General features: G+C 39.3%; 14 protein-coding genes. 1 reads left to right on the top strand and 13 read right to left on the bottom strand.

Annotation, left to right across the window (positions count from 1 at the left end; all coding sequences use genetic code 11):
- Positions 1–215: 215 nt before the first annotated feature.
- From M1F03_RS16280 to hdeA, 11 genes are all read right to left on the bottom strand, one after another.
- Positions 216–473: a hypothetical protein gene (locus M1F03_RS16280; RefSeq protein WP_251464702.1), complete on the bottom strand. Its 258-nt coding sequence runs from the start codon at positions 471–473 to the stop codon at positions 216–218.
- Positions 474–655: 182 nt separating this feature from the next.
- The gene (locus M1F03_RS16285; RefSeq protein ID WP_251464703.1) at positions 656–1375 is read right to left on the bottom strand and encodes a hypothetical protein; all 720 of its coding nucleotides are present in this window, start codon (positions 1373–1375) and stop codon (positions 656–658) included.
- Positions 1366–1782: a hypothetical protein gene (locus tag M1F03_RS16290; protein ID WP_251464704.1), complete on the bottom strand. Its 417-nt coding sequence runs from the start codon at positions 1780–1782 to the stop codon at positions 1366–1368. Before M1F03_RS16290 ends, M1F03_RS16285 begins: the two co-directional genes overlap by 10 nt.
- Positions 1779–2042, bottom strand: a complete 264-nt coding sequence (locus M1F03_RS16295) for a PAAR domain-containing protein (RefSeq protein ID WP_006662595.1) — start codon at positions 2040–2042, stop codon at positions 1779–1781. The genes M1F03_RS16290 and M1F03_RS16295 overlap by 4 nt, the downstream gene beginning before the upstream one ends.
- Positions 2043–2054: 12 nt before the next feature.
- On the bottom strand, positions 2055–3017 hold the full coding sequence (locus M1F03_RS16300; protein WP_251464705.1) for a DUF6396 domain-containing protein: 963 nt from the start codon (positions 3015–3017) through the stop codon (positions 2055–2057).
- Positions 2999–4798, bottom strand: a complete 1800-nt coding sequence (locus M1F03_RS16305) for a phospholipase D-like domain-containing protein (protein ID WP_318840010.1) — start codon at positions 4796–4798, stop codon at positions 2999–3001. Before M1F03_RS16305 ends, M1F03_RS16300 begins: the two co-directional genes overlap by 19 nt.
- Positions 4799–4800: 2 nt before the next feature.
- Positions 4801–7527 (bottom strand): DUF2345 domain-containing protein, encoded by a 2727-nt coding sequence (locus M1F03_RS16310; protein WP_251464707.1) that lies wholly within the window; start codon positions 7525–7527, stop codon positions 4801–4803.
- Positions 7528–7757: 230 nt separating this feature from the next.
- Positions 7758–7991, bottom strand: coding sequence for a hypothetical protein (locus M1F03_RS16315; RefSeq protein WP_275258237.1), 234 nt, complete (start codon positions 7989–7991; stop codon positions 7758–7760).
- A 95-nt stretch (positions 7992–8086) separates the two neighbouring features.
- Positions 8087–8671, bottom strand: a complete 585-nt coding sequence (locus M1F03_RS16320; protein ID WP_272661268.1) for a zinc-ribbon domain-containing protein — start codon at positions 8669–8671, stop codon at positions 8087–8089.
- Positions 8672–8748: 77 nt separating this feature from the next.
- Positions 8749–9222 (bottom strand): nucleoside deaminase, encoded by a 474-nt coding sequence (locus M1F03_RS16325; protein WP_251464710.1) that lies wholly within the window; start codon positions 9220–9222, stop codon positions 8749–8751.
- A 256-nt stretch (positions 9223–9478) separates the two neighbouring features.
- The gene (hdeA, locus tag M1F03_RS16330; RefSeq protein WP_251464711.1) at positions 9479–9781 is read right to left on the bottom strand and encodes an acid-activated periplasmic chaperone HdeA; all 303 of its coding nucleotides are present in this window, start codon (positions 9779–9781) and stop codon (positions 9479–9481) included.
- 265 nt (positions 9782–10046) lie between these two features.
- Between hdeA and M1F03_RS16335 the strand changes: the two genes are divergently transcribed.
- Positions 10047–10883 carry a DUF932 domain-containing protein gene (locus M1F03_RS16335; protein ID WP_318840011.1) on the top strand — a complete coding sequence of 279 codons (837 nt, stop codon included), beginning with the start codon at positions 10047–10049 and terminating at the stop codon, positions 10881–10883.
- 843 nt (positions 10884–11726) lie between these two features.
- On the opposite strand, the gene M1F03_RS16340 is transcribed toward M1F03_RS16335, so the two are convergent.
- Both M1F03_RS16340 and M1F03_RS16345 read right to left on the bottom strand, forming a co-directional pair.
- The gene (locus M1F03_RS16340; protein ID WP_251464713.1) at positions 11727–13193 is read right to left on the bottom strand and encodes a glycoside hydrolase family 1 protein; all 1467 of its coding nucleotides are present in this window, start codon (positions 13191–13193) and stop codon (positions 11727–11729) included.
- Between the two features lie 197 nt (positions 13194–13390).
- Positions 13391–14800 (bottom strand): PTS transporter subunit EIIC, encoded by a 1410-nt coding sequence (locus M1F03_RS16345; RefSeq protein WP_251464714.1) that lies wholly within the window; start codon positions 14798–14800, stop codon positions 13391–13393.
- Positions 14801–14968 lie beyond the last annotated feature (168 nt).

Consider the following 14968-nt stretch of genomic DNA (forward strand, 5'->3'; position numbering starts at 1 on the left):
GAAAAAGGAAATGATGTAGTGGTATGCTGATTACTTAGATGAATTAGAGCACGCTTAAATGTGCTGAGTTGAATATCTATGTGGGTTTCCGCATAGACATTCTGAATTCATGTGTTTTATTTTTTAGGAGGGTACCTTTTTACTCGGCTCTGAATTAAGAAGGTCATTGATGCACCTATTTTTAATAAAAAAAACATTACAATAGTTTTGTCAATTTATCGTCCGCTTTTTATTCTAGCTAGATATATTTTTATTTTTGAAACAATTTTATTTATGTTTTTCTCCGAAGGAAAGAAAGCCGTAATGAGTGCAAGCATGAGAAATATCAAGCTTGTGGTTTCTAGTGATGATATATTTTCCATACAACCTTTCCCACATCCAGAGCCGCTAGCAGAAATTCCCGGTGCAATAAGTGCTATAAAACCATTAAATATACCTATCGCAATAAAGATTAAAACCAATAATATTTTCATAACACCTATTCCCCTCACTGATAAAAATCTAGCATATTCAATAGAATCAATGAAATATTGTTTTTATTTATCTGTTAATCGTATTTAATCTAATAGATTTTATTTTGCAGTTGTTATTTTATTAAAACGACAATTCGCATTTCTTTTTATCACTAATTTAATAGTCTTCTCATAACTAAGCTTTAAACCTGAATTTGTTGCAACAAAAGTTGCATCCCCTTTTGATGGGTAATAAGGCTGTAATGTGAATATTCATACACCAGTGACAAAGCCACCACATGACGCGCGATACCGCCTTTGCCTAAAAGGGCATCAATGTCATAAAGGCGTTCTGATAAATGAGACACATTCTGTCGGGCATAGTTTTCGATACACTTTCCTTTATTATCATTATCCTCTACGCCACTGTGCCAAATTCCATCTAATTGTTCGCCTGAATACTGGAATTCACACTGTGTTTTTAATGCGTCAGGGAATGACTCTATATCCGTGGATATAGGGCGCAGGAGCTTCGCTTTAATAGGCGCGCGTAAACGCTCGTAGAACCCTTGGGGTGCAAGTAATAGACTCCCGGCTTCTTCACTCGTCGTTGAGTCTAACTGAAAAGCTAAAATAGCGTATAACTTAGGTTCAAAGGGATTTTCATACAGTGCTAACAACCATTCACTTAATGAGTCATATGGTAATGTTTCAATAGATTCAAGCTCTAATGATAAGCGCATAGCTTCCTCCTGAATGAGAGCTTGCCAACTAGCCTCATTATCTTCAGCTTGCCAATATAGAGTAATTGGCTGAGTAAGAGCATGTTGGTGGTAATATTCAGCAATGGGGGCAAGTAACTTTCTCACCACCATTTCTTGTTTTTCCCATGAAGGAAGTGATTTGAAGGCGCTTAATTGCAATATATTGCCTTTATTAGGCGGCAGTGAAGACAAAACAACGTTTGTTTTTTTTCTTCATCAAATTGTGTCAATCGTGTATACGCTAAAATTCCTAGATGCTTCCTAGCCCAATATCCCCATTCTTGACGTGCATCATCAAGCATATCAGTAAACTGCCGATGATCATATGACACTATCGAATAGGCCAATAAACGAATAAACAAAATAACAATCACGGGAAGAACAACAAATAAAGCGATTATTTGGTTGTTACTAACGTCACTAGACAATACCCCAATTGAAGAGAAATAAACACCTATGCCAAATCCGATAAAACCAATAATCGCGACTAAAAAGAACCAAAGCATCAAGCGAGGTAATTTAGGCTTAGGAGGGTGTTCTAAAGAGGGAATTTTCCAGCTTATCATGATTGCTCACCCGACGATGACAGACTAGCAATAAGCGTACAGCCACATTCGGTTTGAAAACCATTGAGTGCTGCCTGACGACCAGATATTAAAATACGCGTTGAACCGGGTAAAATAGCATTAACACCGTGTCCTTTTTTAGGGCAACTGACTTTATCTCCCACTAAAGCTATCGGTTTGCCGTACATCACCGAACCAGACGCGGAGATCACTTCGCCGCCATGAGTAGTTTTGTCACCTAATCGAACAAGTGCGCGCATGATAAAATCCTTTTATTGATTATCTGGTTGTTTTTTATATTCAAACGTACCATCCCATTCAGGGAGCTCGGCAGGTGGAAGAGGAACGATTTTATCGATATCGGGGAATTTGGCTCTAGGATTACGTCTCAACTCATTTTCTATCATTTCATAGCGACGAACTCTTTCTAGGTCAACCTGTTGCCCCATATAATTGAGCCTATCTTGATTATCTGATGTATTAAATACTTTTGCTAATTTGTATGCTGATTGCTCGTGACCATAACGAATAGCTAATTGAAAATAACGAACAGCTAGTACATATTGCTTTTCTAGAACTTTATAGTGCATAGCTAAAGAATATGCAGCATCAGTATTTCCTTGCTGGGCAGCACAATCAAGCATACTTTTTCCTAAAGAGGGTTGATATAAAGAAGTTTTTCCATCAAGGAATAATTCACCAATTGCAAGTTGACCATCTGGGTTTCCCATTACCGCGGCCTTTAAAAAATAACGCATCGCTGCATCTGAGTCTTGTTTTACTCCGTAACCTCTTTGGAGATAAGTACCCATAATGTAATAGCCAAATGGAATATCCATTTGTATCAGTTGCTCAACTAAATCAATCACCTCTTCAGAACGTTTTTTGCCCATCATAGGTTCAGCTTGGCCTGTTGCTATCATATTCTGTAAGTTACCGATCGCTTTATAATGTTTTTTTTCAGCCGCTTGACGATATAGCATTGTGATACGTTTAAAATCCTTGGATCCTTTTTGTATTTGTAGCTGACGAGCTCCCTTAAACCAAATATCGGCTTCAGAATCAAGAGGTGGTAAATTCTCCATTTCATGAGTACACGTAAATTGAAAATTTTTTAAAGTGTCATTCATCTCACTCACATCCTTTTTTTCGCATCCAATTAATAACAATAGAAATAACATGGAAAAGTACAGATTTATCTTCTCCGCTTTTATTGTTAATCCATATTTTTCCATTTTTTATTTCCATCAAAAAACTCAATTAAAGATGCAACTGGAGTTGCAGGAATACTACTGTTACTTAATTTCTTATTTTCACTAATAATATCAAACCAATGATTAAACTCTTTGCTCATATCATCACTAGACTGTTTTGTATGCATTTTCCATAAATGCTGTCGGATAGGCGGTATAATATTTGTCACATCAGTATCTTGAATGACGATATTAAATTCGCTGTCAAATAACATGCTGCGCAAATTCACATTACTAGATCCCAATGTCATAAAGGTGTCATCAATCATTAGCACTTTGCTATGAACATAAACAGATTTCCAATGCGGTGTTGTTGAATCAGGTGAAACCAATGTGCAAATATGCGATTTTATTCCAGGAATTGAGCCTGCGGCTATTGGTTCCTCATCACCCAATTTATGCTCTTTGCGATGATAATTTGGCACCATATCTGGGCGTTGTAACGCTTCAATCATTTTATACGTTTGATAACTTCCGGAATGGATCGCTGCATCATTAGAACTATTAGTGACAACAAAGAGGTGGAGCGGATTTTGTTCTATATCATAACCTTCTTTAACTCGCTCATTGATAGCGTCTTGCAATAACTTAACGAAAGGAGGATAGCGAAAATATTGATTTTCAATATAAATATATTTTCTTGCTCTCACTAATGTATGCTTATATAAGCGTAAAACATCGAACTCCTTATATTGAGGTTGGGTACGGCAGATTTGAGCCATCACTTTTTTTAATGGGATCATTCCATCTACAGTGACTGAATGAATCAACCTGTTATTAATTTTATCCATACGCTGTTGGGTGAATTGATGGTCTTCCTCGGTAAAAGATGACCGTTGACTCAGTTCAGCATCTTCCCCAACATTTTTTTCCCATGCTTCGACAAAATTGTGATTGATATACGCCAAAACGGCACCACAAACACATGATGAGTTATCTTGCCATGCAGTATCAGCATCTCGACCAATAGCTGCTGAAAACTGGTGTTCAGAATGAGAATCCTTATCCCAATAGGTGGAGAGGGAATTGTGCCCCATGACAAATCCGACTGCATCATCTGGCACTTCATAATCAACCAGAATCACTTTTTGATGGTGAGTTGGGTATAAAGCAAGTAGCCGCCCTTGAACATAACCAATATCGCCATATTCTTTTACGTGATGGCTTGTTTGTCGTTCAGTCGCTTCTTGAATATCATTGGTCCAATTTAATTCTCGATGTCTGACAAGGATATTCCCTTTTCCTCTTTTCTTGATTGAAATCTCCCAATGCCACTGACAGTCATATTCATAATCTTCAGGTGTTTGGTATGGTAACTGGTTACCGGAAGCACTGTAAACAGCAGGCGTAGATGGTGTATAAACAGCAAAATTACCATAACCAAAGTTTTTAGGAGTAGCTTTCCATCCCGGAAAGTTAGGATCTTGACTATCCCCCCCTAATGTATACCAGACTAATATACGCACCTTAACACCGCGATCTGCCGCTTCAACAAGTAGATCTCCCACTCTTTTGGCTTCGTCTTTACTCCCCCGTGTAAAATACATGGATGATTGAAATCCCCATGTAATAATATCAATACTTTTTTGTGCCTGTTCAATCGCTTTAGCTATTGTGGCAAAAGCACGTTCACCATTAATTAAAGGGGCAAAACCTGCAGCAACAGGCGCATATTTACCACTGATAAACCATTGCGGTGTTAGTATCGCGCTATTATTTTCACCTAACACGAGATTGATGGTTTGTTCCGTTGCATCACTCATGACTATTTTTCCTCTTGATTATCTTTCAGTACTTCAGTCATCAATAATTTTTTGAAAATATCTCTATGTGTCATACCTGAAAGTTTTTTACCTTCCATACCCGGTATTGGTCTGAGAGCACGAAATCCCTCCCTTGAAACCTCATCATCTTGAGTATTTTCTGAGCCTGCTTTTAAAAGATTGATGGTGAATTTTTCACCATTCAATAACTCAACGAGATATTTTTCTACCGAGACATCATGTTCAATTTGAATGTTGCCATTTTCATCAGTGAATCCTTTCGTAAGTAGAGTCCCATTACCATATAAAGTATACGGCTCAAACGCACGCGCCTTCATTGGGCTTTGCGGCGACGAACTCAGTTGAAAACGCAAGGTTTGTTTAGGCATCGATTGCGGAAATTGTGGATGAGTGATATCCATTGAGGCTGGGCCTTCAACCACCCAATTTGTGGCTTTCACCGTTTGGTTGCTGGGGCTGCCGTACTCTATCTGCCCACCTTTTAAGCGAATATAGGCACCGCCACAGGTCAGTAGCAGTTCGTCTTTGGCCGCAACTATGGTTTTGCCACCTGTACTCGTGACCGTCATATCTTTTAGGGAGGTGAGGTGCATCTCATCACTTTGTGCTTGAATTTCTACCTTGCCTTTTGCGGCAAAAGCTTTAATTCCTAGAGTGTGAGCAAATAAACTGATGGCTTTTCCTGCTGCTAAGGTGATTTTTTTACCGACTGAGATATCGGCCTGTTTATTAGCCGTCAAGGTAATGTTTTCACCGCTGTTCACCTGTACGGTTTTGGGTGAGGTTAAGGCAATCCCCGCAGGGGCACTGAGTAATAGCGCCGCTTGTTGCAGTTCGTGAATCGATTGGGTCAGTAAAGTTTGTTGGGCGTTTAAATCGGCCAACTCCGCTTTTGCCACTTCAGCAGCTTCTCGTAAAGAACTCACGAGGTTCAGTGCATCATCCAATTGCTGCTTGGCTTCGCGCATATCCAGTTGTTCTGAAGAGGCTTTCGTGCGTAAATCGGTACTGATAAACAACCCTTTCCCTGCTCGTATCGCCCCCCAACTGTCGGTACGCAGTTCAAAACCATCCCCACGTTTTTCACGCCCTTGGTTAACCAAATGCCCTAAATTAAGTTGGGATTTACCGCCGTATTCCGTGCTGAGCTTGATATGCTCTTCCTCTCGCTTATCTTCCATGCGAAGCTTATTATTCGCCGGAGTGCGAATGACGTTACGGGTATTATTTTTGTCAGTGATGTGGTCGGGGCGATGGGAATCATGCAACGCATGAGCGATATACGGTCTATCCGGGTCGCCCTCATGGAACGCGACTGCAATCTCTGTCCCTTGGATTAACGGAAAGTGCATCCCGTAGGTATCACCCGCATAAGGTTTCGCTAGCCGCAAAGGCATGCTTTCATACCCCGTGGGTTTTTCATCACGGTCGGCATCGAATTTCACCCAGTAAAAGCCGTGTTCATTTTGATGGGCGTAAATATCGTGGGATTTGGCACTGGTAATGCGCGCCATCAAAGTCCCTGCAATTACCGGGCGCGGCTTCAAGGCCGGTCGCCAACACAAGGCTTCAGTATATGGCGCGGCATCAAACTGAATCACTAACGCGCTGCTGCGACTACCTGAAAAACGTAAGCTCGTGATTAAGATTTCGGATTGAAAGTCCGTGGGTAAGGTTGACGGTAACTGACTATCAATCACTTTAAAAATCATCAACGGCGTCAGGCGCGGGGAATTGCTTTTTCCTCGCAGCAGAATTTGACGAGCGAGAAAGCGTTCATGGTCAAGTCGTGACCAGAAATGTGCCGTTTCGGTTTCCGGTTGGTATTTTTCACCGCGCTCAAGGTGACGAGGTTTGTAGTGGTAGACATCCCCATAGTTGATGTCCTCCCCTTCACCTCGCGTCATGTCCGTTTCAATGGATTGCACGGTTTGCATCGCTTGGCGGTGATTATAATCTTTGGTGGTCACACTGCGCTCAACCACTTGGTGACGTAGCGATAACCCCCATACACTCTCCACGCCATTGTCATTCATGTCGGAAGGGCTATTGAGTGGCAGTTGTAAATCATACACATAGGCGCTCTGGCTATCGCCAAAATGAATAATTTCCGTCTTGGTATCGGTTTGCAGACTAAAGGAATAGAAAATGCCCACTTCACTGAGCAAACGCTCAATAAATTGCCAGTCACTTTCATTGATTTGGTTGATTTGCTCCCGCTTGGGATATTGTCGTTGCAGGTGAAACTCAAACTCCCAGCCCTGAATTTTGTGTTCACGCAAGATAAACTCAATCACTTCCGGTACAGATTTATTGAGGAAAAAGCGATGGGAACGCATCTGATGACGCAGCAACGAGACAAACGGCTCAATCACAATTTGGTACTGGGCTTCATCTGCTGAACCAGATAACCGCTTAAAATGTGTGACGACCCCATGAATTCGCTTTTGAGGTTCATTCAGTGAATGTAACTCGGCCAATGGAATAGTGGGTGATGAAAACGTAAAGTGCGCGGTACGGCGAAGAAACTGGGAGGCTTGCAGATTTTGGGCTGAAGAGGTGAACGTTATCTGATAACGATAAGTTTCGCTAATCGCTTCTCGCCCAATGAAAGATTCAACATCCAATAGCGCATCGCATGCTTGAACTACCAATTGATAGCGATTGTGGGATAAAAAAGGCGCTTTGAGGGGCTTTATCAGACTCATCGAATGTCCTTTTGAGGTTATTCCATGGGTTACGCCCGATAATCAAATCTCAAGCGTGACCAAGATAAATAGCATTTATTTCGGTTACGCTAACATTAACACTCAACAAAAAACATACTAAACATGAAATAAATTGACGAATTCCACATAAAAAAGATTAATCCGAAAGTAACAACTCGTATGATGATTAAATCGTCACAACGCCCGTTTACAACTGGCGACGCTCGTAACTATTTCTTTTGAGGTAAATATTTTTTCCGAGTTTTATCACTTCGACACAATGATAAGTAAACACACTCAGGGCACCAAGTACCGTCTTTCACATGTGCTGCCGTGGTATACCAAACATGCCCCCGTGCACATAGCCAACCCACCTTATCATTCGCTGTCGTATAAACTGTTGCCAAACACTGTCCGCCTCGCTCGGCGGCAATAGACTGCAACTCTGCCAATGAGCCTCGCATCGCCTCAATCGGGCAAACAGGACACCATGAGCCTTGAGCATTACGCGTAATATGCGGCGAGGTTTCCCATTCATGACCGTGAGCACAACGGAATTTTAGTTTACTTTTAGTATGAATGTATTTATCGGATAAACATTCCCCCCACGCGCTTTCGCCATGGCCTTTATCTCTGCAAGATATTGCGCTTGCTGTTGAACGCGTAAGCACTGAGGACACCACCGTCCCATCTTGACCGAATCCGCCGAAGCCTCCCAAGTGTGGCCCTGTTCGCATTGCCAAGTGAGTTTTGAGTTGGAATTAATGTACGCCGTTGACAGGCAGATTCCCTGACGCTGAGCCGCCCATGTCTGCATCATGGCAATCGAATACCGCTTACTGTCAATATAGCATTGCGCGCACCATACACCTTGCCGTAAAGAGAATGGGCGAGTGTTAATCAGGTGGCCTTGTGCGCATTGTAGTTTCAGTTTTAGATTACCGTCTTCAGGGTTAAGCCATACACCACCCCAGACCGCTACAATTTGTGCAATTTTGGCTCTAAGCTGCGCAGAATAGGATTGGGTACTTTGCCCCACATTGCTAGGCCAATGCGCAATTACAGCAAGAAAAGTGCGTTGTTGTTCCGGTGGTGCATGGCGCAGGGCAAAGCCGGCTTTTTCAGGTAATTTAATCAATGTCATCATTGACCTGTTAAGAGTGATTCGTTATCTTATTAGTCAACTTAACCGATATTTTCATTATTGACCGACGTTTGATGTTAAGTCGTCGGTTGAAAATATTGTGTATAAATTAACATTGCCTTTTCTTTTAAAACACCGTGAGTCACCTCAGGCTTAAAAGGGCTTTTAGCGAAAATCTCACCACTGCCTAACATGATGTTAAACCCCGCAATCTCAGCTAGCTCATCATGAGAAAGGCTATAAACCATCCGACCTAATTGACTCCACACCATCGCACCGGAGCGCATACAACAAGGCTCACAGCTGGTATACAGCGTGTACTCAGATAAATTCATGATTTTATGCTCAGAACAATACTGGCGAATAAGGCCAAGCTCTGCATGATAGGTTGGGTCACTTTCAGTGTGTATGTGATTTTCACCTGTCATTACGACTTGATTGTCTTTAACGAGTACGGCGCCAAAGGGCTCATTACCTTTCTTTGTTGCCTCAGCGGCTAACTCAAGTGCCTGTGCCATAAATTGTATATCTAGCTCACGCTGTTTTTCCATATATCACTTCCATTATGTATTCATTTTGCTTATTTCAAGATTTATTACTGATTGGTAATTGTCTGTTAGCATTATTTTTAGGACGATTAACAGATTTTTTAATAAATAGGATGATTGTTTTTTTGCACTCACTGGACTCTTACTGCTAAAAAATAAACGGACTAAGTCTAAAACAAAGCTCAATCCTTGAAAAATAATTCACTTATATCATCTAATTATTTATTTTTACTGTCTGATTGCCCCAGCGCTTTTTACCTCACCATTTTTTCAAATATTCTTCGACTTTTTGAATAAATGACTCTTTAGGGGATTTTTTACACGCATCAACAATCAGGGGAGTTACCGTTTCGATACTACTAATATTTAAAGTAGGATCTTCTACTTTTCCTTTTTGTGTCACAATCTCTGCTGCACCAATGGCAGTTGGATAAAAGTTATCATCGATGACCAAAAAATCTTCACACTTCCATTGCGATACAGGTTTAGTGTCTGTTGTTGCGAAAGCGGAAGTCGCCATTAAATACATTGCAATAATACCTGCAAATAAAGCTTTATTCATAAATATCACCTCATTATATGTAATATTCGTACCAAACATAAATTTAAATATAACTGATTATTTAAAAAGAAAAACAGTCAAAATCAGATTACCTTATCAACATATTAAGTCTTACAAGTGTGCTCATAGCATAATATTCCGCTGTCACATAATACCTTTGATTTTTATAGTGGTAACTAATGCCGTTTAAATAGAATAACTCTATAAGCAAGAAAAGCTCGCAATGCGAGCTTTTTAATTATTGAGGATAATAAGGAAATTTACTATGACTCGCTTAGCGTCCCGCTTTGGTGCGGCGAATAGCATTCGCCGTGACCGCCCATTAACTATCGAAGAACTGTTCCGTACTGTACCCAGCGTGTTCTCTGAAGAAAAACATGAGTCACGCAGCGAAAAATACACCTACATCCCGACTATTACCTTATTGGACAGCCTACAAAAAGAAGGTTTTTATCCGTTCTTTGCGTGCCAAACACGCGTGCGTGATGAAAGCCGTCGCGATCATACTAAGCATATGTTGCGCCTCAGACGCCATGATCAAATTACAGGTAGCCAAGTGCCGGAAATCATCTTACTTAATAGCCATGATGGATCGAGTAGCTATCAAATGTTACCCGGCTTCTTTAGAGCCATTTGCTGTAATGGCCTCGTTTGCGGTGACGCGTTTGGTGAAGTAAGAGTGCCGCACAAGGGCGATGTGGTGAATAAAGTCATTGAAGGGGCTTATGAAGTATTAGGCACCTTCGATGCCATCGCAGATAAACGCGAAGAAATGCAAAGCTTGATATTACCGCCACCCGCACAACACATCTTTGCTCAATCTGCTCTCACGTATCGTTATGGTGAAGCGCATCAGCCGATCACTGAAACCCAAGTTTTACAGCCACGCCGTGTAGAAGATAAGAAGGACGATCTTTGGACGGTGTACCAACGTTTGCAAGAAAATTTAATTAAAGGGGGATTATCAGGCAGAAATGCGAAAGGTAAACGCGCTCGCACGCGTTCCGTGAATGGGATTGATGGGGATATTAAGCTCAATAAAGCGTTATGGGTACTGACAGAACAAATGCACGCCCACTTTTCTGGACGCGAACGACTATAGCCACAGTACACGTTAAATAATTGGATCTTATGGTGAACGCGATGAAACTATCAGAACGGCAACTAAAAACCTTGAGTAATGTGAAACTCAATTATGGCTCACTCTGTAACAAAAGGACGCTCGATTCGCTGGAGAAAAAAGACTTGATTCAATGGCACATATCAAACCGTTGGATCTTAACTGAATTAGGCATTGAGGAATTAAACAAAAATGACACAATAAGACATCATTAAACATGTCAAATTAGCAATACCATGATTCATACTAGAAACAATTAACATGAACATGATCCCCATTAAATGTATACTTATGAAGGATTCGAATACGTTATAATTACACCTGTCATCTGTGCAAAAAAAACAATCTATTTGTTGCGCTCTATCGCCCCAACCGTGCTCAACAAAACCCACCAAACGGACTGAGGGCACAAAAGAGGGTATAAATTAAATCAAATTCAATTAATTAATTTAAATACATGATGTTATGATGAGAAGTCGATTCCTAGTCCGGCACCACTTTCTCTTCTACAGTGGTTCCTTCAAGTTACGATATCCTCTTGTATAATTAGCTAGTCTAAGATTAAATCACCTAACAATGAATATCAGCTTCTCGTTATTAATTCAATTTTATTATAATGTTAGTATCTTCTAACAACCCTTTCTTATTGAACCTAACCAATAAACATTATTCTATCTAATGCATAATAGTCATCTCTATATTTGCATACCAAGATGACTATCATGCTTGTTTATTTTATTAGATTAATTCTTATTCACTAAAATGTTTTATTGTTATTATCTTAATAAACAACACCCTGCCATGTAGTCGCTACTTTTTTGCAATCTAACGAATGTCTTCTCCATTTGTTTCACACACTTTTTGATACCAATAAAAAGAGTCTTTGCGCAACCGGTTCAAGGTACCATTTCCTTCATCGTCTTGGTCAACATAAATAAACCCATAACGTTTTGTCATTTGTGAGGTGCCCGCGCTGATAATATCGATAGTTCCCCAACTTGTGTATCCCATTAAATCAACACCTTCATTCACCGCTTCTTTCATCTGCTCAAAATGCGCCCTGAAATAATCAATTCGGTAGCTATCATGTATTTTGCCATCCTCTACAATATCTTTTGCTCCAATCCCATTTTCTACAATAAATAATGGCTTTTGGTAGCGATCATAAAGCTCAATTAATGAAATCTTCAGGCCGATAGGGTCGATTTGCCATCCCCATTCAGATGTCGATAAATAGGGGTTTTTTACACCAAACACCGTATTTCCTGGTGTCCTCTCTGCATTATCTTGAACAGACTCAGTTACTGACATGTAATAACTGAAGGAGATAAAATCAACAGTATGTTGACGGATAATTTCTAAGTCATCAGGTTCCATTTGAATGGTAATGCCTCGTAGTTCAAAACTACGCAATATAAGTGGTGGATAATATCCACGAACCTGAACATCTGAATAAAAATAATTTTCCAGATTTTTTCTTAATGTAATTTCAACATCGCTTGGATGACAAGTTCTTGGATATGTCGTCACCTTCGTTAACATACAACCGACTTGGCTTTGTGGAATAATTTGATGGCAATCGCGAGTTACAATCGCTGAAGCCACAAATTGGTGGTGTAGTGCCTGATAAATGTCCTGTTCATAACGCTCTGGTGTCGATTTTTGTTCACGAAACCCTAAAGTCGTAAAGGGATGACGCATGACACTGTCTATTTCATTAAATGTCAGCCAATACTTAACTAATGTCTTATAACGCTGGAAACAAACATTACAATATTTCACAAATGCATCAATCACATTTCTATGAGTCCAACCATTATATTTTTCACTCAATATTAATGGCATTTCATAGTGAGATAACGTCACTAAAGGTTCAATATTATATTTATGCATTTCCATGAATAGATCTTCATAATACTTCAAACCTATTTCATTAGGCTCACTATCTTCTCCGGTAGGAAATATACGAGTCCATGCAATGGAAACCCGCATCACTTTAATTCCCATTTCACCAAATAAGGCCATATCATCTTTATAACGGTGATAGAAATCAATTCCTCTACGTTTAGGATATGCAATATTATTAACCCCATTAAGAGCTGACTGAATATCTTCGTCTGATACTGCGTTGTGCCCATTATAGTCAGTCACTCTAAGATTTGATTTTATTGGTATCGCATCGGCAACAGAAGGCCCCTTTCCATCTAAATTCCAAGCACCTTCTGCTTGATTTGCTGCAATTGCAGCTCCCCATAAAAAACCATGCTTAAATGTTCTTTTTTCTATTCCCATACGATTCCCTTTATTATCCTAATATTTAAATTATTATTCACTAAAAACAAAAAATCACATATAAACGTTCTGTTCTTATAAACTAACAATAATTAAAGCCAAAAATATTTTATTTTAAATATCAAAAACAATGTGTAACCTTATAAAGTCAGCATTAAATATATGATCAATACTTACAAACTATTATTTTGATATATTTATTTATTTGATAAAAATGGTGTAGAGGTCAACTTTTCGTTTTCTATTTTTTTATTTTGCTTCTCATTATTTTTTTCATGCCAGAATATAAATGTGATTAGGAAGGTGATACTAAACGAAATACTGGCTCCAATCAGAGCATAAATAATATTTTTAGGAAAGTCGCTAGAAGCAAAAATAGAGATACTGACTAAACTTGGACTAGCTGAAGCAAAAGATGAGACAGACATATACCCTAAGAAGCTACCACCAATTGCGGAGCCAGCAATCACAGCGTAGAGTACTACTTTATTAACAAAGGTAACGCCATAAAGTGCGGGTTCTGTAATACCGCATAATGCAGATATGCCCGCAGAAAATACAATTGGCTTGGTTGATTTATTCTTACTTTTGACTAGAACAGCAAAACAAGCCCCCGCTTCTGCGATGTTATGAGCTAATGACGCTGGCATATAAAGTGTCTCTTTACCATGTTGTGCTAAAGTTGAAATCGCATAAGGTAGCAGAGGTTTATGCATTCCTGTAGCAACAAGGAAAGGTAAAGTGCAAGCTACCATACTCGTAGCAATGAACCCTAAATGACTATGTAACCAAATCATTGCTGTTGTTATTGCAACTCCTAGCTGATACCCCATTGGACCTAAAATAAGTAGCGTAATAGGCACTGTCACTATAAATGACAACATAGGTGTTAGAAAACTTTGTAAGAGAGTGGGTACATAACGCGTAAATAACTTTTCTGTTTGGGAATAGAAAAGAACACACAGTATTGCAGGAAATACTTGGGTCGCATATTGAATATTTTCAAGTTTAAAATCTAAAAATGAAGTTCCTTCTGTCATTATTCTTATCATTTCAGGTAATATAAGAACAGAGACACAAGAAACAGCTATCACTACATTGACTTTAAGCCTAACCGCTGTCGTAATTGCAACTAATATTGGTAGAAAATAAATAGGGCTACTGCCAATACAGTCTAAAACTTGATAAGTAGGGGTACCCTTTTTTAACCAACCTAACATATCCAATATGATTAAGATTGATTTCAGAATTCCTCCTCCAGCGATAGCCGGTAAGATGGGTTGAAACACACTAATAATAAAACCAATAAGTAAAGGGCCTAATCGTTTTTTTGTCTTTATTGTATTATTTACAGGACCTTTTTGAGCGATTAATAAATTATTAATCACATTGTAGACATTAACTATCTCTTTACCAATCACAATTTGGCACTGGATATTAATAATAACAGCAATAACGCCAGGAATTTTTTCCAATTCTTCTCGGTCAATATTATTATTATCATAAAGATTTATTCTAAGTCGAGTAGAGCAATGAGTTAGATACTCAATGTTACTTACTCCACCAATAAACCTTAAAATGTCCAATCCTGTTTTTTCATAATCCATCTGTTTTCTCCGATGTGGAAAATGCCTGATATATTATTTATATCAGACACCTATTGCCAAACAGCAATACTTAAGTGGCATTACGTAAGGACATTATTCAGGCTCATTAGATAAAAAATCAATCTTCCAAATTCCTTTTTTTATTTTATGTGATCCATGGTTTGTATT

This window comes from Providencia sp. PROV080 (assembly GCF_033688105.1).
Taxonomy (GTDB): Bacteria; Pseudomonadota; Gammaproteobacteria; order Enterobacterales; family Enterobacteriaceae; genus Providencia; species Providencia zhejiangensis.